Source organism: Mycobacterium sp. D16Q16 (assembly GCF_002013745.1).
Taxonomy (GTDB): domain Bacteria; phylum Actinomycetota; class Actinomycetes; order Mycobacteriales; family Mycobacteriaceae; genus Mycobacterium.
Genome location: NZ_MAEY01000001.1, coordinates 261742 through 287770, shown reverse-complemented (window position 1 = coordinate 287770; position 26029 = coordinate 261742). Strand labels below are relative to the sequence as shown.

Genomic DNA, 26029 nt, shown 5'->3' with positions numbered 1-26029 from the left:
AGGGTGGAAGGCGAGTATCCGATGGTGCCGCGGCTATTGGGTTCGGGCGCCAAGCCGACGTACTGGCACATCAGAGCCTGCTCGTCGGGCCCATCTTCGGTGGCTCGATAGCCCTCCAAAGACGAGTAGAAAAACAGGGTGATCTAGTTGATTATTTCCAGGTGAATTAATCGAACATGACTGGCAGCCAGCGGATTTAGAGAGCTATTGGCGAGAGTGGACGAGCTTCTGCCAGCGCTGCTCCGCCTCTCATGAGACGAACAGATCCTGAAAGGGCGAAACAACGATGTATACCGTCATTCACCGGGCCCTGGCAGCTGCGGCCGCTGGCGCCTTGACCGCCGGATTGGCTCTGGGCGCAGGCAACAGTTACGCCGAGCCGGCTCCCGCGTTGCTATCCGCCGACCAGTTGACTAGGCGGCTGGCGGTCATTTTCGACACCAATGCCGGTGCCGCAGAACGTGCCGCCTACCTTGAGGGCGGCCAGGCAGCGCTGCCGACGGCAGACGAGATCGGGGGACCGATCGCCCAGCACCGCTCAATGGTGTCCTTGCGCGTTGAGAATCCCGCACTCGAAGGCAACCACCTCACCTCCCAACTCGTTATGTCGGTGATAGGTATGGGTTCTCAGCGCCGAACCCTGGACTGGGTCGAGAGTGGCGGAGCATGGAAGCTCTCCAACGGCTCCCTTTGCGCTCTCTTCGATGAGACGGCCAAAGGTAACGGCTGCACGCTATGACGGGCGCTTGACGAGGCGTGACTACTGGTACAGGTACACGCTTTCGGCAGCGCATGGCGGCCGGTCCTTGCCCTCGATCTCGTACTTGATGCCATAGGTGGCCTCGACGGTGCCCTTATCGCGCAACTTGGCCGACAGCAGCGTGACGTGTCCGCGAACCCGCGCCCCCACATGCAGCGGCGCCGGGAACCGCACCTTGTTCACGCCATAGTTGAGCACCGCATCGTATGACGCGATCTCAAGCACCTCGTCCAGGAATGCCGGGGCGAGTGCGAGCGTCAGGTATCCGTGCACGATGGTCCCGCCGAACGGGCCGGCCTTGGCGCGTTCGGTATCGGTGTGGATCCACTGCCGGTCACCGGTCGCGTCCGCGAACTCGTTGACCTGTTCCTGGGTGATCTGAACCCAACTGCTGGTACCCAATTCGACTCTGCCCAGCGACAGCAGCTCCTGTGGTGTTGCCAGCTTGGTGGACATACCGCGCACTCCTCTTCGGGTCGTGGTGCCTGATCGCATTACCGACTTGTCGTGTCGACTGGACCCTTCTTACCCGAGATCGCATGCCTGCCACGGGACAATGCCGAAATCCGGGAGAGCGGTAGATGCGGGTAATGTTTGCCAACATGAGGTGGTCGGTGCCGGTGCTGGTCGCGTTGTTGCTCGTGGTGACGGGCTGTCAACGTGGAGTCGACGGGGAGGCCACGGCGGAGAGGGGATCCGTATCTGCCGGGCCGATCCAGCCCGCGCAGCTCGACCAACTCCTCACTCCGGCGCAATCGTTGAGCGTGACGCCGGGAAAGCCGCTGTTCGAAACCGATATGCAGTCGATTCTGTGGATCGGTGCCGAGCCCGCTGAATGTCAGGGGGTCGTCGGTTACGGCCGCTATCCGCTCTTCCCCACGAACTACACCGGACGAGAAGCGCGGACGCAGACCGATAACCAGTACCCGAATCAGCATCAGCTCCTGGAGGTGTCGGCTACCTATCCCGGCGATTTTCAGGCGGCTCGGTTCCTCGAATCGATGCGCGCGACCGTATCCAAGTGTCAGCTTCCGGTCGCTGCCTGGGGCGATGACCAGAAACGCCATACGGTCACGCCCGGTCCAGTGGTTCCTGGCTCGCCGGACATGGTCCGTTGGTCGACGAATCTCGATGGTGATCAATGGATTTGCGAGTTCGCCGTGATCGCCAAGGCGAATGTGATCGCGCAGCTGGTCACCTGCTCGGCGGATCGGTCGATCGACAACACCGCGCTGTCGAACAATCGACTCGAGAAAATCGAGGAGCTGCTCAACTCCAAGGTCTAAGCGCCGGTCAGGACGCTTCGCGTGCCGCGATGTCCTGGGAGAGCAGATGCTCGGCTCGTTCGATGATGGCATCGACGGTGAAGTCGAAGTGGGCGTCGGAGATGGACGCGATCGAATGACCGCGAGACGCCAGATCATGCAGGGTGGGGGCGAGCGTGGCGTTCGGTACCAGGCTGCGGGCCTCACCGGACGCGGGCATGACGGTGTCCATGTGCTCAAGCACCACGATGCCGCGAATATGCAAGGACAGGGCGAAATACACGTCTAGCGCGTTGTCCGGGCTGAAGCCGACACCGATCAGGGTTTGGACAAGCGATTCCAGGTTCTGAATGCTCGCCTGTAATGCCTCGTTGCTGAGCTCGCTGGTGCGCATCAGGATGAGTTCAACCAGCACTGGGCGTTCCCGAAATGCCTCGCGCATCCGGCGGGTATGGCTGCGCAGCGCGTCCTGCCAGGTTTCGTCGCCAATGAAGGGTGCAGCGAAGTGATACTGCTTGGTGGCGCGGTCGGTCATCGCGTCGAGCAGCTCGCCCTTTTTGCGGAAGTACCAGTAGATACTGGTCACACCGACATCGAGATGCTTCGCTAGCAGCGGCATGCTCAGCCCACAGATCCCTATTTCCTCGGCGAGCTCGAAGGCTCCGGCGATGATGTCCTCGGCGGTGATGGACCCGCGGCGCCGTCGTTCCCGCTTAGGGCTTTGTGCGCTGGTCGTCCTGGCCTCACGGCCGACACCGGCATGTCGCATGTGTAATCCTCGTCGTGCCCCCGTTGCATCGATCTGCCCCGCCCCACGGACAAAGAGCCCTGATAGCAAGTTCGCAGGATACCGCAGGGACCTGTGAGAGCGGTCGGCTCCCTGTCGCGCACAATTCGCTGAGCCGGTGAGATCCGGTCCGCCTCGGGGATTTGCGCAGCGCGGTCTCAGGTGGTGGTGGCGTCGCAGTGACCCACCGCACCACGTCGCCGATCTGGTAATACCTCTGTGCGGTGTGGCGACGTGCGGGCACCATTGACACGCGCAGCTGGCGGCATCAAGAAGGGTGTGGCGATGGCAATCGACAGGGATATCGACAGCGATATCGAAAAGGAACCGGCACCGGACGCCAACGAGCTGGCACCGGAGGCGTCGGTACTGAAGCCAGAGAAGACGCGCTGGTGGGTGCGGCACTATACCTTCACGGGCACCGCCGTGGGCCTGGTCTTTCTCTGGCTGTCGATGACTCCGTCGTTGCTTCCACGGGGGCCGCTTTTTCAGGCGCTGGTGAGCGGGGGCTCAGGTGCCATCGGCTACGCGCTTGGTGTGCTGGCGGTGTGGCTGGTGCGGTACATGCGGTCGAAGGATTCGAGTCCGAAGGCGCCTCGCTTCGCCTGGTGGGTCCTCATCGTGGTCGGAATCATCGGCACCGCCGCGATGATCGTGTGGTTCCACTTCTGGCAGGACCGTGTGCGTGACCTCATGGGTGTGCCGAGGCTAAGTTTCTGGGCGCACCCGCAGACCGCTGTGCTGTCGATCATCGTTTTATTCATCCTGGTCGAGATCGGACAGCAGATCCGTCGGCTGATTCTGTTCCTGATCGAACGGCTCAACCGCGTGGCCCCCAAACGAGTCTCGGCTGTGGTTGCCGTCACGCTGGTGGTGGTTCTTGCGATGGCACTCATCAACGGCGTTGTCGTCAGGGTGGCAATGGATTTCTTGAACAACACCTTCTCGGCGGTCAACAACGAGGAGAACCCGGACAATCCTGCGCCAACGACATCGCTGCGTTCGGGCGGGCCGGGTTCGCTGGTCTCCTGGGCGTCGTTGGGCAATCAGGGCCGTGCCTTCATCGGCGGCGGTGCCACCACACAGGAGCTCTCGGCGTTCAATAAGGCACGGGCGACCGAACCGATCAGGGCCTACGCGGGCCTGGAATCCGCCGATGGAATCAAGGCGACGGCCGAGCTCGCGGCCCGTGAACTGGAACGCGAGGGTGGTCTGCACCGCAAGGTGGTGGCGGTGGCCACGACGACGGGAACCGGCTGGATCAACCAGGCCGAGGCGGACGCCCTCGAATACATGTACAACGGCGACACCGCCATCGTCAGCATGCAGTATTCATTCCTGCCCAGCTGGCTCTCGTTCCTGGTGGACAAGGAGAACGCGCGTCAGGCGGGGCAGGCGTTGTTCGAGGCCGTGTCCGCGCGGGTCCGCGCCATGCCGGAGGGTGTGCGGCCCAAGCTTGTGGTGTTCGGGGAGAGCCTCGGATCGTTCGGCGGCGAGGCACCGTTTCTGTCGGTGAACAACATCGTGGCGCGCACGGACGGTGCGCTGTTCTCCGGCCCGACCTTCAACAACTCCATGTGGCTGGAGGCCACGCATAACCGCGATGACGGATCGCCGGAGGTGCTGCCCATCTACGACAAGGGACGAAACGTTCGATTCGTTTCGCGCCCAGAGGATCTCAAACGCCCCGCCGCTACCTGGGCGCGCCCGCGCATTGTGTATCTGCAGCACGCATCGGATCCGATCGCCTGGTGGAATCCCGACCTCATCCTGAGTAAGCCGGACTGGCTGCGCGAGCCCCGCGGCTATGACGTGCTGCCGAGCATGGAGTGGATACCGTTCGTGACGTTCCTGCAGGTCTCTGCCGACATGGCGGTCGCGGTCAACGTCCCCGATGGGCATGGTCACGTCTACGTACAGGCGGTCGCCAACGCGTGGGCAGACATCCTGCAGCCACCTGGATGGACAGCGGAAAAGACCGAACGGCTGCGCCCACTGCTGCACTCAGGGGCGTAGCGGGCCGACCTCATGGGCGGTTGTTCCGTACGGTGGCTGGGTGAACCACACCCTGGGGTCGAGTAACTATGTGACCACCTCCGACGGGCGCGCGTTGCATTACATGGTCGCCGGAACTGGTGATCCGACCGTGGTCTTCGAGTCCGGAATGGGCTTCTCGCGGTCGGCGTGGGGGCTCGTGCAACCCCTTGTCGCCCAGCGTTTTCGGGCGGTGGTCTACGACCGGGCGAACTTGGGGCGCAGCGATGACGATCATCAGCCGCGCACGCTGGAGCGAATCACCGAGGACCTTGGTGCCCTACTGGCGGCGCTCGGTTCGGGCCCCTACATCCTGGTGGGCCACAGCTATGGCGGAACCATCGCACTGGCCTCGACTGTGGCTGATCCGTCACGTATCGCGGGCATCGTTCTGGTCGATCACTCCGACGAGAACCTCGACGCCTACTACCGCCCGGCTTCGCCTGGCCTGCGGCTCCTCGGCGTGATCCATCGTGCGGTGCTCGACGTGATGGGGCGGGTCGGTCTGCTGCCGTATCTCATTCGCCGCATGATGCCCCGGATGCCACGCGACGTCGTCGATGACATCACGTCCGAAGATCTGACGTGGCGAGCGGGGCGTGCCGCCAACGAGGAGGACCGCCGCTTTGTCGCCGGGGTGACCGGGTTGCGCGATAACCCGCCCGTGATCAACGGAATCCCCATCACCGTCATATCGGGAGCGCGTGCGGAGTTTCTCAATGAGGAGACACGGTCAGAGCTGAACGCTGCCCACCAGTTGACGGCGCATCGGCTCGGTGCGCGTCACGTAGTTGCTCGCAAATCCGGACATCAGATCGTCCTCACGGAACCGCGATTGATCGCCGATGAGGTGTTTCGGATGGCGGACAGTTAGGTAGCGCTGTGCCGTATGTGACACGCGTGGCTGCCGTGCTTATTGAGGTAGCTGTCGTAATCTGAGGTTTGAGTTATTCAAGCGCTCGGAACGGCCTTGTGAGGTAGCAGTCGTGTCACTATCCCGTCGGGATGTCCTCAAATACGCCGCGGCCATGCCCGCCGCGGCGGTGCTGGGTAGTGCCGTCTCTTCCGCGCTGGCACCCTCGCAGGCCAACGCGGCCTCGTTGGGGACCCTCATCGATTACGCGGGCGGAGTACCGACTCCCGAGTCGATCAAGGCCGCAGGACATCTGGGAGCTATTCGGTACGTCTCCGATCCGCGCAGCCCGGGACTGTCGGCCGGTAAGCCCATCAAGCTCGCCGAAGCGCGCGATCTGTATCGGGCCGGTTTGAAGATCGTCTCCAACTATCAGTACGGCAAGCAGGACACCGCCGATTGGCTTGGCGGCCAGGAAGCCGGGATCAAACACGCGCAGCGTGGTTGGCAGCTGCATATCGCGGCCGGCGGCTCCTACAACGTGCCGATCTACGTTTCGATCGACGACAACCCGACACCTGAGCAGTACAAGAATCAGGTGGCGCCCTACCTGAGGGCGTGGGAATCAGTGGTGGGGCATGCCCGTACTGGGCTGTACGGCAACTCCAAGACCATCGATTGGGCGCTGCAGGACGGGCTGTGCTCTTACTTCTGGCAGCACAACTGGGGCAGCCCCAAGGGCTTCGTTCACCCCGAGGCACACCTGCACCAGTTCGAGATCGACAAGCGTCAAGTCGGCGGAATCGGCGTCGATCTCAACGACATTCTCAAGCCCGCCTTCGGGCAGTGGGTCTGACACCGGTCTGAGCGCAGACCTCACCGGCGCTGCGGCGCCTCCCGTGTGGATGGCAACGCCCTTGCAGTAGCCCGCGCTTCAATTCCACATCACGTGATATGGCCACTTACTCCGACCGCGATTGAGCACAGCGAACGCGTGGGTGAACTCATAGGCGGCGTCATGCGGTCATGGCGCGCCGCCCGCGGGACGGCCGACGTCCTTCGCGGTGTGCTGAAAACGGGTGGGGGACCACGGAACCACCACGCCGGGCGATTCGTGGTCTGGCGGTAGTGGGATGTCGACATTGATCCCGACATCGCGGGATAGTGGCGAGGTTCCTGCGCCCGGAGGCGTAGCTGGACAAACCTCATTGGCCACACGCGTCACAGAAGGGGGAGCCGCTCTGCAATATCAGCAAACATGTGGCACGTATTCTGGGAATTCGCGGTCTGGATGGCATTGTTGCGGCTGCTGGATGCGACACGCGCGAGCGTCGGCGGTACTATCGAAATCAAACATAACGATTCGATAACAATCGATGTCTGATCTGCGATGTTATACCTACTCGACCGTAACCACCTGCATGCAGCGCGTTTGATTCGGCGGTCAGTTGCCAGCGCCTGGCCTGCTGTTACGTAAGCGGTGGTTACTCTCGCGTAGAACTCGGCAGTAACTATTACGCCAGAAGAAATCGTCACCCCTCTTATGACACTCTTAAATCCAGACCTGCGGTGATGGTGCATATGCACGTGCCTCAACGCCCCCGATCGACAAGGACGACGACACGGGTGCGGCTGGACTCACGACTGACGGAAAGACGGGTAGCGGCGACGTGACGATCAACGAATACGACAAGGTGACCAGCGCTGAGGATCCCGACGCGAACGGCGCGGTCGATCCGGGCCCCAGTGCGGGACCCGCGCTGATCGACCGTCTGGAGTCTGGTGAGCCCTACGCAGTGGCCTTCGGAGGTCAAGGCAGCGACTGGCTGGAATCACTCGCAGAACTGGCGGCTTCGGCCGGTATCGAATCGGAGCTGGCCACCCTCGCTGGTGAGGCCGAGCTGCGGCTGGAGCCTGTCGCCAAGGAGCTCGTGGTCGTGCGTCCGGTCGGTTTCACCCCGCTTACCTGGGTGCGTGCGCTGACCGCTGAGGAGCCCGTACCCGCCGCCGCGCAGCTGACCTCGGCCGCGGTGTCCATGCCGGGTGTACTGCTGGCGCAGCTGGCCGCGGTCCGCGCGCTGAAGATCCAGGGCCTCGATGTGGCCCAGCTGCCACCGGTCGCCGTCATCGGGCACTCGCAGGGTGTGCTGGCCGTCGAGGCGCTCAAGGCCCATGGTGCCCGCGATGTCGAGCTGCTGGCCATCGCTCAGCTGGTCGGTGCCGCTGCCACCCTGGTCGCGCGCCGCCGCGGCATCGTGGTGCGCGGCAACCGCACTCCCATGGTGTCGGTGACCAATGTCGACCCCGAACGCATCAAGGCACTTCTTGACGAGTTTGCCCAGGATGTCCGTACTGTTCAGCCGCCCGCGCTGTCCATCCGTAACGGTCGCCGCTCGGTCGTCATCACCGGTACTCCCGAGCAGCTGTCGCGTTTCGAGTTGTACTGCGAGCAGATCGCCGACCGCGAGGCCGCCGAGCGCAAGGACAAGGTGCGCGGGGGCGCGGTCTTCAGCCCGGTCTTCGACCCGGTCAATGTGGAGGTGGGCTTCCATACCCCACGCCTGGCCGACGGCGTCGAGATCGCCGGTCGCTGGGCGGCGGCCGCAGGGCTCGACGTCGAACTGACCAAGGCCCTGACCGAGTCCATCCTCGTCACCCCGGTCGATTGGGTGAACGAGGTGAACCATGTCGCTGACGCCGGCGCCCGCTGGATCCTCGACCTGGGTCCCGGCGATCTCCTGACTCGCCTGACCGCCCCGGTCATCCGTGGCCTGGGGATCGGCATCGTGCCCACCGCCACCCGCGGGGGACAGCGAAACCTGTTCACCCACGGTGCGGTTCCCGAGGTCGCCCGCGCCTGGACCAGCTTCGCGCCCACCGTGGTGTCACTGCCCGACGGTTCGGTGAAGCTGTCCACCAAGTTCACTCGCCTCACCGGCCGTTCACCGATTCTGCTTGCGGGCATGACCCCGACCACCGTCGATTCGAAAATCGTTGCGGCCGCGGCTAATGCGGGTCACTGGTCCGAACTCGCCGGTGGTGGGCAGGTCACCGAAGAGATCTTCAATGCCCGCATAGAAGAGCTCACCGGTCTGCTGGAGCCGGGACGCCAGATCCAGTTCAACTCCTTGTTCCTGGATCCCTACCTGTGGAAACTGCAGGTTGGCTCGAAGCGTTTGGTGCAGAAGGCCCGTCAGGCCGGTGCGCCTATCGACGGAGTCGTTGTGACCGCCGGCATCCCCGAGCTGGAAGAGGCCGTCGCGCTCATCGACGAGCTCACCGAGATCGGCTTCAGCCATATCGTGTTCAAGCCGGGCACGGTCGAGCAGATCCGCTCCGTCGTGCGCATCGCCGCCGAGGTCCCGACCCGTCCGATCATCATGCACGTCGAGGGTGGCCGCGCCGGTGGACACCACTCCTGGGAGGATCTCGACGACCTGCTGCTGGCCACCTACTCGGAGCTGCGTTCGCGCTCCAACATCACCGTATGTGTCGGCGGCGGCATTGGCACGCCCGAGCAGGCTGCCGAATACCTCAGCGGCCGTTGGGCATTGAAGTTCGGATTCCCGTTGATGCCGGTCGACGGCATCCTGGTCGGCACTGCGGCCATGGCCACTCTGGAGGCCACCACCTCGCCCTCGGTCAAGCAGATGCTGGTCGAGACCCAAGGCACTCCTGAATGGGTTCCCGCCGGAAAAGCCCAGGGCGGCATGGCTTCCGGGCGTAGCCAGCTGGGTGCTGACATTCACGAGATCGACAACGCGGCCTCCCGCTGCGGTCGTTTGCTTGATGATGTCGCCGGTGATGAGGATGCGGTGTCCAAGCGCCGCGACGAGATCATTGCCGCGATGGAGCTGACCGCCAAGCAGTATTTCGGCGATGTCGCCGAAATGACGTACGCGCAGTGGCTGAATCGCTATGTGGAGCTGTCCATCGGTGACGGTGACAGCACCGCCGATACCGCGGTGGCGCACTCGCCGTGGCTGGATATCACCTGGCGCGATCGGTTCGAGCAGATGCTCAAGCGCGCCGAGGCCCGGTTGCATCCCAAGGAATTCGGTCCTGTCGAAACGCTGTTCGCCGACGAGTCCCTGGTGGAACGCCCGGCCGATGCCATCGCGGCACTGCTGCAGCGCTACCCCGATGCCGAGGCCATCAAGCTGCACCCGGCCGACGTGCCCTTCTTCGTCGCGCTCTGCAAGACGCTGGGTAAGCCCGTCAATTTCGTGCCCGTCATCGACAAGGATGTGCGCCGCTGGTGGCGCAGCGACTCGCTGTGGCAGGCCCACGACGCGCGCTACACCGCCGAGCAGGTATGCATCATTCCCGGCACCGCCGCGGTCGCCGGGATCACCCGGGTCGACGAGCCGGTGGGCGACTTGCTCAACCGGTTCGAGCAGACCGCTATCGACGAGGTTGTCGCCAGCGGTGCGGAGCCGTTGCCGGTGCGTTCGCGTCTGCGTCGCCGCTGGGATGTCGAGGGTCCGTTGGCCAGCGTGCTGGACGCGCCAGATGTGCTGTGGTCCGGACGCATTGCCGTTAACCCGGTGCACCGGATCGCTCCCGATGGCGCTTGGCAGGTCTTCGAGGACCGCACCGCTTCGCATCCGTCGACCGGCGCACGCCTCGAGGTCACCGGTGACGACTCGGTGCGTCTGAGCGTGCCGCTGTCGGGTATCTGGGTCGACATCGACCTGACCCTGCCTGTCACAACTCGCGACGGTGGTACCCCGGTGGTGACCACCGAGGCCGCGGCCGCCGCCATGCGGACCGTGCTCGCGGTGGCCGCCGGCGCTGAGGATCAGGCAGGCCTTCCGGCCGTCCGCAATGGCGCGGCACGCGTTGTCGCGCAGTGGGATCCGGAGCGTGTCGCCGACCACACCGGCGTCACCGCGGTGCTTCCGTCGCCGCTGGCGCCAGGGTCGTCGATCGTGCCGGATGCGCTGGTCGGCCTGTGCTGGCCCGCGGTGTTCGCCGCCATCGGTGATGCCAAGACGGAGGACGGCACGGGCGTCATCGAGGGTCTGCTCTCGCTGGTGCATCTGGATCACGCCGCCCACCTGGTCTCCGCACTTCCCGCAGAGGCCGCTGAACTTACTGTCACCGCAACGGCTTCCACGGCCACCGATACCGAGGTGGGTCGCGTTGTTCCGGTTGAGGTCACCGTGGCGACGGCCGAGGGCACGGTGCTGGCCACACTCCAGGAGCGGTTCGCGATTCTGGGCCGCACCGGGGCAGCCGAACTCACCGACCCGGTGCGTGCCGGTGGTGCGCTTTCCGAGCACGAAGAGGACACCACTCGTCGCCGTCGCCGTGATGCCAAGATCTTCGCGCCGACCGACATGCGGGCGTTCGCGGTGGTCTCGGGTGATCACAACCCGATCCACACCGACAAGTCGGCAGCGCTGCTGGCCGGGCTGGGATCGCCCATCGTGCATGGCATGTGGCTTTCGGCCGCCGCGCAGCACGTGGTGACCTCCGCCGACGCTTCCAGCACTCCGCCGCGCACACTGGTCGGCTGGACCTCTCGGTTCCTGGGCATGGTGCAGCCGGGCGATGAGGTTGACGTGCGGGTCGACCGTGTGGGAATCGATTCCGGCGCAGAGGTTGTGGAGGTCCAGGCCAAGGTCGGTACCGACCTCGTGATGTCGGCGACCGCCCGGCTCGCGGCCCCCAAGACGGTGTACGCCTTCCCGGGGCAGGGCATCCAGCACAAGGGCATGGGCATGGACGTGCGTTCACGCTCCAAGGCCGCTCGCAAGGTCTGGGACAAGGCCGACAAGTTCACCCGTGAGCGTCTCGGTTTCTCCGTGCTGCACGTGGTCAAGGACAACCCGACAAGCCTCATCGCCGGTGGTGTCCACTACCAGCACCCCGAGGGCGTGCTGTACCTGACGCAGTTCACCCAGGTGGCCATGGCCACGTTGGCCACCGCGCAGATCGCGGAGATGAAGGAGTCCGGCTCGTTCGTCGAGGACGCCATCACCTGTGGTCACTCCGTGGGCGAGTACACCGCGCTGGCCACGGTCAGTGGCGTCATTCCGCAGGATGGTCTGCTGGAGGTGGTGTTCCACCGCGGGTCGGCGATGCACGACATCGTGCCGCGAGATGAGCAGGGACGCAGTAACTACCGCCTGGCCGCGATCCGCCCGTCGCAGATCGGTTTGGAGGACGCCGACGTCCAGGCGTTCGTCGCGGGGATCGCCGAACGTAGCGGTGAGTTTCTTCAGATCGTGAACTTCAACCTGCGGGGCTCGCAGTACGCCATCGCCGGAACGGTGCGTGGCCTTGAGCTGTTGGAGGCCGAGGTCGAGAAGCGTCGCGAAGAGTTCGGCGGCCGTCGCTCCTTCATCATGGTGCCCGGCATCGATGTGCCGTTCCACTCCGAGGTGCTGCGGGTCGGCGTCGCCGAATTCCGCCGGTCTCTGGAGCGGGTGCTGCCCATGGATGGTGATCCGAACCTGATCATCGGCAAGTACATCCCGAACCTGGTGCCTAAGCCGTTCACCCTGGACCGTGAATTCATCCAGGAGATCCGCGATCTGGTTCCCGCCGAACCGCTCGACGAGGTGCTCGCTGATTACGACACCTGGCGCAACGAGAAGCCGGTGTTGTTGTGCCGCAAGGTTCTTATCGAGCTGCTTGCCTGGCAGTTCGCCAGCCCGGTGCGGTGGATCGAGACCCAGGACCTGCTGTTCACCGAAGAGGCCGCCGGCGGCCTCGGCGTGGAGCGGTTCGTCGAGGTGGGTGTGAAGTCGATGCCGACCGTCGCCGGTCTGGCCAACAACACCCTGAAGCTGCCCGAATTCAGCCATAGCTCGATCGAGGTGCTGAACGTCGAGCGCGATCACGCGGTGCTGTTCGGAACGGACAGCGATCCGGAGCCCGAGCCTGAGATTGAGGAGCCCGCGGAAAGCACTGCGGCCGCCTCCGGTTCCACCGAGGCTGCTGCTCCGGCTCCCGCTGCCGCCCCCGCGGCGCCCAGCGGTGGCCCACGGCCGGAGGACATCGGGTTCGACGCCTCCGACGCGACGCTCGCGCTCATCGCGTTGTCGACGAAGATGCGCATCGACCAGATCGAGCCGGTGGATTCGATCGAGAGCCTCACCGACGGTGCCTCGTCGCGTCGCAACCAGCTGCTGGTCGACCTGGGCTCCGAGCTGAACCTGAGCGCCATTGACGGTGCCGCAGAGGCAGATCTGTCCGGATTGCGGACGCAGGTCACCAAATTGGCGCGTACCTACAAGCCATTTGGTCCGGTGCTCTCGGACTCGATCAACGATCAGCTCAAGGCGGTCTTCGGGCCGTCGGGTAAGCGTCCGGCCGCCATCGGCGAGCGCCTCACCAAGACCTGGGAACTCGGTCCGGGCTGGGTCAAGCATGTGACCGTCGAGCTGTCGCTGGGTACCCGTGAGGGCACCAGCGTCCGTGGCGGCGATCTCGGTGGCCTGGCGCCCAGCACGCTGGCGGACGGGAACGCCGTCGACGCGGCGATCGACGCGGCCGTTGCCGCGGTGGCCGCGCGTCGTGGTGTTGGTGTGTCGCTGCCCTCGGCGGGTGGTGCCGGCGGCGCGACCGTCGACGCCGCCGCACTGAGCGAGTTCACCGACCAGATCACCGGGCGTGAAGGCGTTCTCGCCTCGGCCGCGCGTCTGGTGCTCGACCAGCTGGGTCTGTCGGCCCCGATCGTCACCCCCGAAGGCGCCACCGACACCGAGCTCGTCGAGCTGGTTTCCGCCGAATTGGGTTCGGACTGGCCGCGTTTGGTAGCGCCGACATTCGACGGCAAGAAGGCTGTGGTGTTCGACGACCGCTGGGCCAGTGCTCGCGAGGATCTGGCGCGGTTGTGGATCACCGAGGAAGACGAGATCGACAGCCAGTGGGCACAGTTGGCAGGCCAGTTCGAGGGCGCCGGGCATGCCGTTGCCACGCAGGCCAATTGGTGGCAGGGCAAGTCGTTGGCGCAGGGCCGCAATGTGCATGCCTCGCTGTTCGGACGGATCGCCGCCGGCGCCGAGAGCCCCGAGCAGGGCACGTGGGGCGACGAGGTCGCGGTGGTGACAGGTGCCTCCAAGGGCTCGATCGCCGCGGCCGTGGTCGCCGAGCTGCTGTCCGGTGGTGCGACGGTTGTCGCCACCACCTCGCGTCTTGACGAGGATCGATTGGCGTTCTACCGCAATCTGTACCGCGAGAGCGCGCGGTTCGGCGCCAGGCTGTGGGTGGTACCGGCCAACATGGCCTCGTACGCCGATATCGATGCACTGGTGCAGTGGGTGGGCACCGAGCAGTCCGAAAGCCTTGGGCCGATGTCGATCCACCTCAAGGACGCCCAGACCCCGACACTGTTGTTCCCGTTCGCCGCACCGAAGGTGGTCGGGGATCTGTCGGAGGCCGGTTCGCGTGCCGAGATGGAGATGAAGGTGCTGTTGTGGGCCGTGCAACGGCTCATCGGTGGTCTCTCGGCCATCGGCGCAGAGCGCGATATCGCCTCGCGTCTGCACGTGCTGCTCCCCGGTTCCCCGAACCGCGGCATGTTCGGCGGCGACGGTGCGTACGGCGAGTCCAAGGCGGCTCTCGACGCACTAGTCACTCGCTGGAAGGCGGAGTCGTCGTGGGCGTCGCGAGTCAGCCTGGCGCACGCGCTGATCGGCTGGACCCGCGGCACCGGGCTGATGGGTCACAACGACGCCATCGTCACCGCTGTCGAAGAAGCGGGAGTCACCACGTACTCCACCGCGGACATGGCATCCATGCTGTTGGCGCTGTGCTCACCCGAAGCACGCGTGCAGGCCGCACAGGCACCGGTGGAGAAGGACCTCACCGGTGGGCTGGCCGAGGTTGAACTCGACATGGCTGAGCTGGCCGCCAAGGCCCGCGAGGACATGGAGGCCAAGGCGAAGGCCGAGGCCGCTGCATCCGCCGATGAGGAGGACGATCCAAACCTCATCGCGGCACTGCCGTCTCCGCCACGGGGATACATCTCGACGCTGCCTCCGGAATGGGCCGACCTTGACGTCGACCCGGCCGATCTGGTGGTTATCGTCGGCGGTGGCGAGCTCGGTCCGCTGGGCTCCTCGCGTACCCGCTACGAGATGGAGGTCGACGACGAACTGTCGGCGGCCGGCGTGCTGGAACTCGCCTGGACCACCGGACTGGTCAAGTGGGAGAACGACCCCGAGGCCGGCTGGTACGACACCGAATCCGGTGAACTGGTGCCGGAATCGGAGCTGGTGGAGCGGTACCACGACAAGGTGGTCGGCAACATCGGTGTCCGCGAGTTCGTCGACGATGGCGCGATCGACCCCGATCACGCTTCGCCGCTACTGGTGTCGGTGTTCCTGGACAAGGACTTCACCTTCACGGTGTCGACCGAGGCCGAGGCTCGCGAGTTCGTGAAGTGGGACCCCGAGCACACGGTGATTCAGCCGTTGGCCGAGGGCAGCGACTGGCAGGTGACTCGCAAGGCGGGCACCGAGGTTCGCGTGCCGCGCAAGACCAAGCTGTCGCGGACTGTCGGTGCGCAGATTCCGACCGGTTTCGATCCCACCGTCTGGGGCATCACCCCGGACATGGTGAGCTCCATCGACCGGGTGGCGCTGTGGAACATGGTCGCGACGGTGGACGCCTTCCTGTCGGCGGGCTTCACCCCCACGGAGCTGATGCGTTGGGTGCACCCGAGCCTGGTGGCCAACACGCAGGGCACGGGCATGGGTGGCATGACCTCGATGCAGACCATGTACCACGGAAACCTGTTGGGCCGTAACAAGCCGAACGATATCCTGCAGGAAGTGCTACCGAACGTCGTTGCCGCGCACGTGGTTCAGTCGTACGTCGGCTCGTACGGCTCGATGATCCACCCGGTGGCGGCTTGCGCCACCGCGGCTGTCTCCGTCGAAGAAGGTGTCGACAAGATCCGCCTGGGTAAGGCGCATCTGGCATTGGCCGGTGGATTCGACGACCTGACACTGGAGGCCATCATCGGCTTCGGTGACATGGCGGCGACCGCTGACACGGAGATGATGCGGGCCAAGGGCATTGCGGATAAGCGATTCTCGCGTGCCAACGACCGTCGTCGCCTTGGCTTCGTCGAGGCCCAGGGTGGTGGCAGCGTGCTGCTGGCGCGCGGTGACCTGGCGCTCAAGATGGGTCTGCCGGTGCTCGCGGTGGTCGCGTACGCACAGTCGTTCGGTGACGGCGTGCACACCTCGATCCCGGCTCCGGGCCTGGGCGCGCTGGCGGCCGGCCGCGGTGGCAAGGATTCGGATCTGGCGCGCTCGCTCAACAAGCTGGGCGTCACCGCCGACGACATCGCCGTCATCTCCAAGCACGACACGTCCACGCTCGCGAACGATCCCAATGAGACCGAGCTGCATGAGCGGCTCGCGTCCTCGCTGGGACGCTCGGATGGTGCGCCGCTGTTCGTCATCTCGCAGAAGAACCTGACCGGCCACGCCAAGGGCGGTGCCGCGGTGTTCCAGATGCTGGGCCTGTGCCAGGTGCTGCGCGACGGCGTTATTCCGCCGAACCGCAGCCTGGACTGTGTCGACGACGAGCTGGCCACCAGCCAGCACTTCGTGTGGGTACGAGAGTCGCTGCCGCTCAAGGAGAAGCTGCCGCTGAAGGCGGGCCTGGTGACGAGCCTCGGCTTTGGCCACGTATCGGGTCTGGTGGCGCTCGTGCACCCGCAGGCGTTCATCGCGTCGCTGCGTCCCGAGGATCGTGACGACTACGAGAAGCGTTCGCGTGAGCGCGTTCTGTCCGGACAACGTCGCCTGGCCTCGGCCATGGCCGGCGGTCGCCCGATGTACGAGCGGCCGGACGGACGTCGCTTCGACCACGACCATGACGAGTCGGAGAAGCGTCAGGAAGCTTCGATGCTGCTGGATCCGGGTGCGCGCCTGAGTGAGGACGAGGTCTACCACCGGTGATTGTCGGTATCGGGATCGACCTAGTCACCATCTCCGAGTTCGGAGAGCAACTAGCTAGTCCCGGAACGGCTTTCGGGTCCGCGTTTACGCCGGGGGAGCGGCGTGACGCGTCCTCGAAGACCGGTGGTGAGGCGCGGTACCTGGCAGCCCGCTGGGCGGCCAAGGAGGCCGTCATCAAGGCGTGGTCGGGTTCGCGGTACTCGCAGCGGCCGGTGTTGCCGGAGAACATCCATCGCGACATCGAGGTCGTCACGGACACCTGGGGCCGCCCGCGTATTCGGCTCTCCGGGGCGATTGCCGAGTATTTGGCGGATATGACGATGCACGTGACCCTGACCCATGACGGTGATACCGCGGCGGCCTTCGTCGTGCTGGAGCAAGAAGGCGGGACCGAGTCCTAGCGTGGCCTCCCTTTCCGTCGAGTGCGAGTCTGACGCGGAATTTGGGTCAAAATTCCGCGTCACGCTCGCACTCGCTGCGCGCGCCTAAAGGACCTCCGGGGCTAGCGTGGCTTCTGCTCCGTGGTGAGCGTCGTGGCCGGTGTGATGAGGAATGTCGCGGCGAGTCCGGCCACCAGAAACGCGGCGGCCAAGTAGCTGCCCAACTCAACACCGTGAGCCATCGCCTGGCGTGCGGCGTCGGCGATTCCCGCGGTCTGTGGTTGACGGGCGAACTCGTCGATGGCGGCACCTGCGCTGCGGACAACCGCTCGGGTGAGTGCATCGGATTGTCCGGGAGGGATGCCCGCGGCGGCGAGAGTGTCGCTGAGCCGTGCGCTGATGGCGCTGAAGAAGGCTGTGGTCAGCACAGCGATCCCGAGGGCCGAGCCGAGCTGCCGGAAAACGCTCTGGATGCCGGAACCCTGGCCGGAGCTGCGCTCGGGAACATCGGCGAGCACCACGTTGGTCACCTGGGCGGTGGCGAAGCCGATGCCGATCCCGTACACGAACAGAGCCACCGCGAGGGCCCACCACGTGCTGTCCGGCCGGGCGATGTAGCCGAGCGCCGCTAACCCCACGGCCTCGAGCGTCAGCCCGATGCGGACCAGTCCCAGTGCCGAGATTCGTGACGTCATACCGAAACTCGCGCCGCTGGCCGCGAAGCTGCCGAGTGCAATGGGTACCAAAGCCAAGCCTGCTTGAACCGCGCTGTACCCCAACGCGAATTGCAGCCAGAGGGGGATCACGGCCACGATCCCGAATTCGCCCATCCCGATGATCAGCGTTGCGATGTTGCCGTTGCGGAAGGAGTCGATGGAGAAGAGCCGCACGTCCATCAGCGCCGCGGTCGGCTGCGCTGGATCGATATCGCGGGTCAGGGTGATCTGGCGGATGACAAAGGCGGCGAGGGACAGCACTGCCAGGACAAGTGCGGCGAACACCGGTGACAGGTCGAGCGTCCAGCGCGTGCCCAACAGCTCGAAGGGCTCAGTGGTGTGAATCCACCCGTACGTACGACCGTCGATCAGCCCGAAGGCAAGCAATCCCAGACCGAGGATCGAGAACACGGTTCCCGCGACATCGACGCGTGCCTGCGTGCGCGGTGAGCGTGGGATGAACACCATCGCACCGACGCAGATGACCGCGACGAGCGGAATGTTGATACCGAAAGCCCAACGCCACGAGGCATGTTCGGATAGCCACCCGCCGAGCAGGGGGCCCAGCGCCGTCGCGGCACCGATGGTCGAACCCCAGACGGCAAAGGCCTGGCCGCGCGCCTTACCGGTGAACTGCGCGTTGAGCAGTGCGAGCGACGTCGGCAGGATCAGCGCGGCCCCGGCGCCCTGCAGAAAGCGGGCCAGTATCAACCAGCTGCCGGTGGTGGCGATACCTGCCAGCAGGCTCGTCACGCCGAAAATCACTACCCCGGTAAGGAAGACGCGGCGGGCACCGAGAATGTCGGAGACACGTCCGACGAGCAGCAGCAGTGCCGCGAAGACGATCGCGTATGACTCCTGCACCCACTGCGCCTGTGCCGATGTGACTCCGAGATCGCGCACGATCGAGGGGATGATGACATTGACGATCGTCGTGTCGACGACGATCAGCGCCACCCCCAGCGAGATGGCGGCTAAGCCCAGCCACTTGCGGGCGGTCTCTGCCATGGGAGTCCTCAACGGTTAGGGGCTTCGTAATCGCTTTGGTCCCATGCGGCGACGGGCAAGGTCAGATACACACCCGCCGTCTGTCCGTCTTCGAGGGCGTTTCGCACCGCGTCGTGGATCGCCTGGGCGCGGTGCTGACGGTCCTCCGCTCGGTCGCTGAACCACTTCGACTTCACCTCGACGAGGACGTCGATATCGAAACGGTCGAATGGCCCGACCTCGTGGAATCGGATCAGCACATCGCCGGGCTGGAGGTGGTGGTCGTAGGGCTCGTCCGCGCACTGCACCGCCAGGGAGACCGCGTGAGGCAGAACTTCGGCCAGCCTTGCGCGGGTGCCATTTGTGACCGCGGGGCCGCAGGTGATGTCGATCAGTGGCATCTGATCTACACGGATATGTCGCGGCGCAGTTTGGCGACGTGTCCGGTGGCCTTCACGTTGTACTGCGCCACCTCAATCTTGCCCTTTTCGTCCACGACGAAGGTCGATCGGATGACGCCCTCGACGATCTTCCCGTACAGCTTCTTCTCGCCGAAGGCGCCGTACGCGGTCAGCGTCGTCTTGTCGGGGTCGGACAGCAACGGGAAGTTCACGCCATCGCGCTCCCGGAACTTCGCCAGCTTCTCGGGCTTGTCGGGCGAGATGCCGATGACGTCGAGGCCCGCGCCGTTGAGTTCGGCGAGGCTGTCGCGGAAGTCGCAGGCCTGTTTGGTGCAGCCGGGCGTCATGGCGGCCGGATAGAAGTAGATGATCACCTTGCGACCCTTGTAGGACGACAGGGATACCTTCTCGCCGTCGGCGTCGAGCAGGGTGAACGCCGGGGCCTTATCGCCAACTTCGAGCCGCTTGGTTTCCGCCATGACCGGTGCCTTTCTGTTGACCCGTACAGTTGTTGCCCTAGGGTAGTTGCTTGAGTGTCAACCGCGGACGTGGAGGAGTGCAGGTGGCCAGGGATCCCGAGGCAATCAAGGCCGATATCGACAAGGCCCGCGACCAGCTCGCGGCAACAGTCGACACCCTGAGCGACCGCGCCAATCCGCAGCGCCTGGCCGAGGACGCCAAGGCGTCGGTGCTTGCGACGCTCAACAAGCCGGCCATCAAATTCACCATCCTCGGTGTCGGCGCCGTGGTTGCCGCACTGGTGGCGCGCAAGGTTCTGCGCAAGTTCCGTCGCGACTGATTGCGCGCCTTACTCAAGCCGTAAAGCTGGCTCCGTCGATCACGAACCGGTACCGCACATCGCTCTTGAGTACCCGTGCATAGGGCCTCGTTGATCTGAGGCGCCTCAATCTTCTCTACCAGCGCTGCGATGCCCTTGGCCGCGCAGAAGTCGAGCATTTCCTGGGTTTCGGCGATTCCGCCGATTGGTGAGCCCGCCCAGCGGCGGCGTCCGAAGACCAGCGGCGAGGGCTTGAAATTGATCGGGTCCTCCGGCAGCCCCAGTTGAACCAGCGTCCCGTCCTTATCCAGGAGCCACAGCAGGCCTTCGACGTCGATCCCGTCGGAGACCGTGTTGAGGATCAGATCGAAGGAGGACGCGAGCTTGGTGAAGGTGGCCGGGTCGCTGGTTGCGTAGTAGTGGTCTGCACCGAGGCTCAGGCCATCCTCCTGCTTGCGCAGTGATTGGCTCAGCACCGTCACTTCGGCGCCCAGCGCGTGGGCGATCTGGACACCCATATGGCCAAGGCCCCCAAGGCCAATGACGCCGACACGAGTGCCGGGGCCGGCCCCCCAATGGTGCAGTGGGGAGTACATGGTGATTCCGGCACACAGCAGCGGAGCGGCCTGATCGAGAGGAAGCGCGTCCGGAATCCTCAGCGCGAATGCCTCATCCACCACGATGAGGTCGCTGTACCCGCCATAGGTCGGCCGTCCGTCCTTGCCCACCGCGTTGTACGTGCCAACAAAGCCGCCCTCGCCGTTGCAGAACTGCTCTTCGCCTGATTTGCAGTTGGCGCACTCGCCGCACGAGCCGACCATGCAGCCGACACCGGCGCGGTCGCCAACCTTGAACTTCTCGACCTCGCTGCCGACCTGGGTTACCACACCGGCGATCTCGTGCCCCGGCACCACGGGGAAGCTCGCGGGTCCCCAATGGTTGCTTACCGTGTGGATGTCGCTGTTGCAGATTCCGGCCCAAACGATATCGATGACAATGTCTTTCGGGCCGGGTTCGCGACGCTCGACCACAGTCGGGCGAAGTGGCTCCGTCGGGGAGAAGGCGGCATACGCGGGGACAGACAACGTCACGAGGAACTCCTCGCATCATGGTCGTTTGTGAATATGAGAAGCCTAGGAACTGGAGTGCGCTCCAGGTCAAGTTGGGAGCGTGCGGTGTTGCCGCAGGTCTAGAACTCGAACCGCAGAATGCGCGCGGAGCGTCTCATCGACGCGCTGTACCGCGCCAGCCGCGACGATATCCGCAGCCAGGCCGGAAACAGTTCCACCTCGGAGGCATCCACCAGGCTGAACTCTTCGACGAATCGCAGCTTGGGGTTCCAGCGCTCCGGGGTGCGCGGATCGTCGTAGCCCTCAAACCCGCGCAACTGGTTGACCTTCTTGAACATCTTCTGCGGGAACAGCTTTGAAATCCACACGCCCACCACCATGCGGCCGTAGTCGTTGAACGCCAGCTGTCCGGCGGGGAAGTGATCGGTGACAGCCCGCATGGTGGAGATGATCTGTTCCTTGGTCAGGAAGGCGAAGAACCCGTCGGCGACCACCATCGCCGGACGATCCGACGGTATGTCGGCAATCCACGCCGGGTCGGTGATGGACACCCCGATGGTGTGCTCTGCCGGGCCCGGAGGCATGACCTCATCGCGCAGTCGAGCCATCCCGGGTAGATCGATGCTGTACCAATCGACGGTGGCCGGCGGCTGGATGCGTCGATACCCATCGTCCAGACCCGCACCGAGGTCGACGACCACCGCGTTGGGGTGCTGGGTGATGAACCTCCGCACGCGATCGTCGAGAAGCTTTGCGCGTAAAGCTGATTGGCATGCTACTGGAGCGAGCACCCCCAGTGCGTCGAAGTCGTAATCGATCTGGTCGACGGCGGCCGTCGCGCCTGGATCCGGCAGGATCGGTCGCGGCCAGCCGTCGTTGACGGCCCGTGCCTTCAGGGTGAGAAAGGCGGTCTCTTCCTCCGGGGTGATGCCGCTGGTGTCAATGCCCATGCGTTCGACTATACAAGCGTGTAGTCAATTGTCCATTCGTGTAGCCTATGGCGATGAAGAGCCCGGATCCTGACGACCTCACCGCCCGCGCCCGGATTCGTGACGCGGCATTGCATGAGTTCGGTGAGAAGGGATACGACGGCGCCACCATTCGGGGCATTGCCGCACGAGCCGGAGTGTCCTCTGGGCTGTTGCGCCACCACTTCGGGTCCAAGCAGGAGCTGCGGGACGCGTGCGATGAGTACCTGGTCAAGACGATGCGGGACATCAACGAGCAGGTTCAGGCGAACGTGGAACGCGGTGACGTGCACTATGTTTCGGCCCGCATTCCGATCGGTCAATACCAGGACTACATCAGCAGGGCGCTTGTCGACGGTTCCGCGGGGCAGGTGTTCGACGAGCTGGTCGCGATGACCGAGGGCTGGCTGGCGAGTGCCGACCACAACCGCGTGTTCCCGGCCGATGTCGACGTCAAGTCCCGGGCGACCGTTATCACCGCGATGGCCTTGGCTGTGCCGCTGCTCCAGCAACATGTTTCGCGGGGGCTGGGCATCGACGTCAATTCTCCCGAGGGTGACCTGAAGATGGCGGCGACCCTTGTCGACGTCTACGCCAACCCCTTGTTGACTCCGGAGCAGGCACAATCTGCGAGGGAGGATCTCGCGCGCAGAATGAGGTAGCTATATCTTATTGAGCAATATTCGCTGCATAGGGTGGCAAGTATGTCTTCACCTGGTTACTCTGAGCGCGTGCCAGGTTTCCGTGAGCGGGCGGTACTCCGATGATTATTGTCGCTGGTCTGCGGGTGGACGCGACTGCGATGAAAGCGACAGCGATGCTGCTCTACGTCGTCGGATTCGCGTTCACGGTGTTTTTTGGCATCGACAGGGTGCGGCTTGCCGTGGTGCTTCTCGTTGGTATCGCAGCGACGTTCTTGCACTACTGGCCGGTGCGCGAGAAGTTCGACCGAATCTCCCTTGCGGTTGCGCTCGGCCTGGTGATCGCGTTCGTGCTCGACGCGTGGTCAACCAGGGTTATCGAGCAGACGATGGTGCCCAGTATCGGAATCGGCGTGGTGCGCCTGCTGGCCTGGCTGCTGTCGGTGGCCGGGATCCTAGCGTTCCCTCGTCGCTTGATCGACAGGGACGACGCCCCGGACGCCTAGGCTCCCGTTCTTTCCAGCCGCGACGGCCGCGTCACCAGGTATGAGAGCACACCGGCGGTGCGGGGCGAGCGCGCCTTTGACCATCGGAACAGCAGCCCGTGCAGCAGCGGTACCGGTGACCACCAGAACCACGTGCCGAGCAGCCCTGCCACGGCAGGTACGACGAACGTTCTGACGATGAGCGTGTCGATGATCAGCCCAACGCCAATGGCGGTGCCCACCTGCTCGATGCTCAGCACATCGCTGGAGAGCATCGCGAACATGGTGATGCCGAAGACGATTCCGGCCGTGGTGACCACGCCGCCTGTGCCGCCGAAGGCGCGGATCATCCCGGTGCGCAGGCCGGCGCCATCCAGGAATATCTCCTCACGCATACGCATGGTGAACAACAGGTTGTAGTCGGCGCCCACCGCCACCAGTGCGATGAGGGCGATCGACGGGACCGACCAGTGCAGGTCGCGCCCTAACAGGTCATGCCAGATCAGGGTGGTGATCCCGAGTGCGGACGCGTACGAGATGACGACGGTACCGATGACCACCGCCGCTGCCACCGGACTGCGCAGCATGACCAACACGATGAGGAACACCAACGCGAGCGCCACGGCCGCCAGGAGCAGGAAGTCGTCGCTGACGTATCCGCGCAATTCGGCAGTGCCGGTACCGAATCCGGCGATGTTCACCGAGCTCCCCGCGAGGGTGCCCTCCTTGGTGGCCTCACTGACCGCGAGGGTGATCTGCGGAGATCGATGTGCGCCGTCGGCGCCGAACACTTTGCCGTCTCCGAACACCAGCATGCGGGTCGAGCGGCCGTCGGGGGCGAAGTACAACCCGGCGGCCCGCTGGAAGCGCGGGTCCTGCCACGCACGCTGCGGTAGATAGAAGCCACCCTCGCCGCTGCTGCGAAAATCCTCGCGCATCGCGCGCAGGTACTCGGTGAGTCCGGAGAACATGGTGCGCGTCTCGCCGACCGCCCTGGTGAGTTGATCGGTGATCGTGCCCAGCTGCGCCACCGTCGCCCGCATGTTCTTCACCGAATCCACGGCGCCGGAGAACGATTTCTCCATTCCCTGAGCGCCGGTGCCGAACTTGGCGGTGCTGGAGGTCAGCGAGGCGGTGGCCGCCACCACGGAGTCCATCGGCTCGACGGCCTTGAGTACCAGGGAGCAGATGCCGTCATTGGCACAGTTGGGATTGCCGTTGGTGTAGTTGCGCAGCGGATCCATGTATTCCGATACCTGAGACACATTGTCCTGCAGCGCTTTCATCCCCGAATGCATGTCGCCGACGCCGCTGTTGAGCTCGCCGAGTCCGCTCACGCCGCCTGCCAGGCCCTTCTGCAGCTGCGCGATCGCCTTTGAGAACTGGCTCAGCGTCGCCGAGAGTTGGTCGACGGCTCCCAAACGCTGGCTCATGTGGGTGGTGCCGTCGTCCAGCTGATCGGCGATGATTCCTGCTTGTTCGGTCAGTGTCGCCTGTTCGGGGATGGCACCCGCCGGGCGGGAGGCCGATTGGACCATCCGAATGCCGGGAACCTCCATGAGCTTCTTGGTCACTCGCTCGATACCGATGACTCCCGCCGGGTTGCGCAAATCATGATCGGCTTCGATCGAGACGATCTCCGGCAGCAACCGGTTCGGCGGGAAATGCCTGTCCATGGCCTGATAGCCGCGGTTCGCGTGCGTGGAAAGTGGCTGCGAGGCAAGCTCATCGAAGCCAAGGCGCAGGCCGGCGACGGGCAGGGCGCACACGATGAGCGCGAGTACCGAGCCGACCAGCACCGGACCCGGCCAGCGGGCGACCATGGTACCGACTCGGCGCCACCGGCGTCCCGGCTGCCCGCGCAGCGGCCGCGGCTGGGCCAGCCCACGGCGACCGGCCAGCCCGATGAGCGCGGGGAGCAGGGTCAGGGAGGCCGCCATGCCGGTGAGGATGCCTATGGCACACGGCAACCCGGCGCTGCGCAACATTCCGACCTGGGCGAACATGAGGCAGGAGAGGGCGGCGGCGATGGTCAGGCCGGATGCGGCGATGACCGGCGCCACGCTGCGGTTGGCAGCGGCGAGCGACTGCTCGTGCTCCAGCCCCGAACGGCGCTGTTCGTGATAACGCCCGAGCAGGAAGATGCCGTAGTCGGTCGCTGCGCCGAGCACTAAGGCGGCGAGCAATGCGACCGAGAAGATGGAAACCTCAATGAGATTGCGTTCGCCCAGGAAGGCGACGATGGAACGCGCCACGCCCAGGCCCATGCCCACGGTGATCAAGGGGATCGCGGCGGTGATCGCCGATCGGTACACGGCGAATAGCAGCAGGGCGATGAGCACCACGGTGACGCCGGTGATCATGAGCATTTGCGTATCGATGGAGGTGAGCTCATCGGCGATGGTGGCGCCGGGCCCGGTGACCCATGCGTGCATGCCGACGGGCGCGGGCTCGCCGGCAACGAGCTGCCGGACGGCGTCCAGGGAAGCGTTGGCCTGCGCGCCGCCGAGCTCGCCGGTCACGCGCAGCATCGTGTACGCGGCTTTGCCGTCCGCACTGAGTGCGCCCTCGGCAGTCATGGGGTCGGCCCACAGATCCATCGCCGAGTCCAGATGGGCGGTATCCGCGCGCAGTTTTGTCAGCAGCCGATCGTGATACTGATGCTCGACAGGCCCCAGTTTGTGGTCGCTTTCCAGCACCAGGTAGTTGAGGTTGCCACCGTCGCCGTCCTGGAACTGCCTGCCCATGACGGCGCCTGCGGTATTCACGGGGGCGCTCTGCGGCAGGAAGCCACGGGCGTGGTTGTGCGCCGTGCTTTCCACCTGTGGCACAAGCAGGTTGCCCGCCGCAGCGGCGAGTATCCACACCCCGATGACGAGAATCGCGTATCGGCTGCAGAACCTTGCGATGGCTTCCCACATGCTCAGTGAAGTTACGGAGCATGTGCGGCGGCTGTCGTCGTGCTGTGGGCGAGAC

17 protein-coding genes and 1 pseudogene are annotated in these 26029 nt (G+C 64.9%); 10 read left to right on the top strand and 8 right to left on the bottom strand.

Going from position 1 to position 26029, the window contains the following annotated elements:
* Positions 1 to 286: 286 nt before the first annotated feature.
* Positions 287 to 739, top strand: a complete 453-nt coding sequence (locus tag B4394_RS01360; protein WP_078313923.1) for an MTB12 C-terminal domain-containing protein — start codon at positions 287 to 289, stop codon at positions 737 to 739.
* Between the two features lie 21 nt (positions 740 to 760).
* On the opposite strand, the gene B4394_RS01355 is transcribed toward B4394_RS01360, so the two are convergent.
* Positions 761 to 1216, bottom strand: a complete 456-nt coding sequence (locus B4394_RS01355) for a MaoC family dehydratase (protein WP_030094965.1) — start codon at positions 1214 to 1216, stop codon at positions 761 to 763.
* A gap of 134 nt (positions 1217 to 1350) precedes the next feature.
* Between B4394_RS01355 and B4394_RS01350 the strand changes: the two genes are divergently transcribed.
* Positions 1351 to 2046: a sensor domain-containing protein gene (locus B4394_RS01350; protein WP_078309292.1), complete on the top strand. Its 696-nt coding sequence runs from the start codon at positions 1351 to 1353 to the stop codon at positions 2044 to 2046.
* A 7-nt stretch (positions 2047 to 2053) separates the two neighbouring features.
* Here the strand turns inward: B4394_RS01350 and B4394_RS01345 are convergent, their stop codons facing one another.
* Positions 2054 to 2794, bottom strand: coding sequence for a TetR/AcrR family transcriptional regulator (locus tag B4394_RS01345; protein WP_078309290.1), 741 nt, complete (start codon positions 2792 to 2794; stop codon positions 2054 to 2056).
* Between the two features lie 264 nt (positions 2795 to 3058).
* Between B4394_RS01345 and B4394_RS01340 the strand changes: the two genes are divergently transcribed.
* From B4394_RS01340 to acpS, 5 genes are all read left to right on the top strand, one after another.
* Positions 3059 to 4828 carry an alpha/beta hydrolase gene (locus B4394_RS01340; RefSeq protein ID WP_139359913.1) on the top strand — a complete coding sequence of 590 codons (1770 nt, stop codon included), beginning with the start codon at positions 3059 to 3061 and terminating at the stop codon, positions 4826 to 4828.
* A 70-nt stretch (positions 4829 to 4898) separates the two neighbouring features.
* Positions 4899 to 5720: an alpha/beta fold hydrolase gene (locus B4394_RS01335; RefSeq protein WP_078309453.1), complete on the top strand. Its 822-nt coding sequence runs from the start codon at positions 4899 to 4901 to the stop codon at positions 5718 to 5720.
* A gap of 112 nt (positions 5721 to 5832) precedes the next feature.
* Entirely contained in the window at positions 5833 to 6555 is a 723-nt protein-coding gene (locus B4394_RS01330; RefSeq protein WP_078309289.1) for a DUF1906 domain-containing protein, read from the top strand.
* Positions 6556 to 7369: 814 nt separating this feature from the next.
* Positions 7370 to 16627, top strand: a complete 9258-nt coding sequence (locus B4394_RS01325; protein ID WP_078313922.1) for a type I polyketide synthase — start codon at positions 7370 to 7372, stop codon at positions 16625 to 16627.
* Positions 16624 to 17028, top strand: a complete 405-nt coding sequence (acpS, locus tag B4394_RS01320) for a holo-ACP synthase AcpS (RefSeq protein ID WP_078313921.1) — start codon at positions 16624 to 16626, stop codon at positions 17026 to 17028. Before B4394_RS01325 ends, acpS begins: the two co-directional genes overlap by 4 nt.
* Positions 17029 to 17129: 101 nt before the next feature.
* On the opposite strand, the gene B4394_RS01315 is transcribed toward acpS, so the two are convergent.
* The 3 genes from B4394_RS01315 to bcp are packed head-to-tail and all read right to left on the bottom strand — an operon-like array spanning position 17130 to position 19590.
* Positions 17130 to 18731 carry a DHA2 family efflux MFS transporter permease subunit gene (locus tag B4394_RS01315; protein WP_078313920.1) on the bottom strand — a complete coding sequence of 534 codons (1602 nt, stop codon included), beginning with the start codon at positions 18729 to 18731 and terminating at the stop codon, positions 17130 to 17132.
* 8 nt (positions 18732 to 18739) lie between these two features.
* The gene (locus B4394_RS01310) at positions 18740 to 19111 is read right to left on the bottom strand and encodes a hypothetical protein (protein WP_078309285.1); all 372 of its coding nucleotides are present in this window, start codon (positions 19109 to 19111) and stop codon (positions 18740 to 18742) included.
* Between the two features lie 5 nt (positions 19112 to 19116).
* The gene (gene bcp / locus B4394_RS01305) at positions 19117 to 19590 is read right to left on the bottom strand and encodes a thioredoxin-dependent thiol peroxidase (RefSeq protein ID WP_078309284.1); all 474 of its coding nucleotides are present in this window, start codon (positions 19588 to 19590) and stop codon (positions 19117 to 19119) included.
* An 83-nt stretch (positions 19591 to 19673) separates the two neighbouring features.
* Here bcp and B4394_RS01300 point away from each other — a divergent pair, with 83 nt between their 5' ends.
* Positions 19674 to 19910: a DUF3618 domain-containing protein gene (locus B4394_RS01300; RefSeq protein ID WP_078289077.1), complete on the top strand. Its 237-nt coding sequence runs from the start codon at positions 19674 to 19676 to the stop codon at positions 19908 to 19910.
* Positions 19911 to 19923: 13 nt separating this feature from the next.
* On the opposite strand, the pseudogene B4394_RS01295 reads toward B4394_RS01300, so the two are convergent.
* Positions 19924 to 20980: pseudogene (locus tag B4394_RS01295) on the bottom strand (NAD(P)-dependent alcohol dehydrogenase).
* Positions 20981 to 21078: 98 nt separating this feature from the next.
* The gene (locus B4394_RS01290; protein ID WP_078313919.1) at positions 21079 to 21909 is read right to left on the bottom strand and encodes a class I SAM-dependent methyltransferase; all 831 of its coding nucleotides are present in this window, start codon (positions 21907 to 21909) and stop codon (positions 21079 to 21081) included.
* 53 nt (positions 21910 to 21962) lie between these two features.
* Between B4394_RS01290 and B4394_RS01285 the strand changes: the two genes are divergently transcribed.
* Together B4394_RS01285 and B4394_RS01280 are read left to right on the top strand one after the other, a co-directional pair.
* Positions 21963 to 22589: a TetR/AcrR family transcriptional regulator gene (locus B4394_RS01285; RefSeq protein WP_078314210.1), complete on the top strand. Its 627-nt coding sequence runs from the start codon at positions 21963 to 21965 to the stop codon at positions 22587 to 22589.
* A gap of 101 nt (positions 22590 to 22690) precedes the next feature.
* Entirely contained in the window at positions 22691 to 23074 is a 384-nt protein-coding gene (locus tag B4394_RS01280; RefSeq protein WP_078309281.1) for a hypothetical protein, read from the top strand.
* Here B4394_RS01280 and B4394_RS01275 read toward each other — a convergent pair.
* On the bottom strand, positions 23071 to 25974 hold the full coding sequence (locus B4394_RS01275) for an MMPL/RND family transporter (protein ID WP_078313918.1): 2904 nt from the start codon (positions 25972 to 25974) through the stop codon (positions 23071 to 23073). The genes B4394_RS01280 and B4394_RS01275 overlap by 4 nt on opposite strands.
* Between the last annotated feature and the right edge of the window lie 55 nt (positions 25975 to 26029).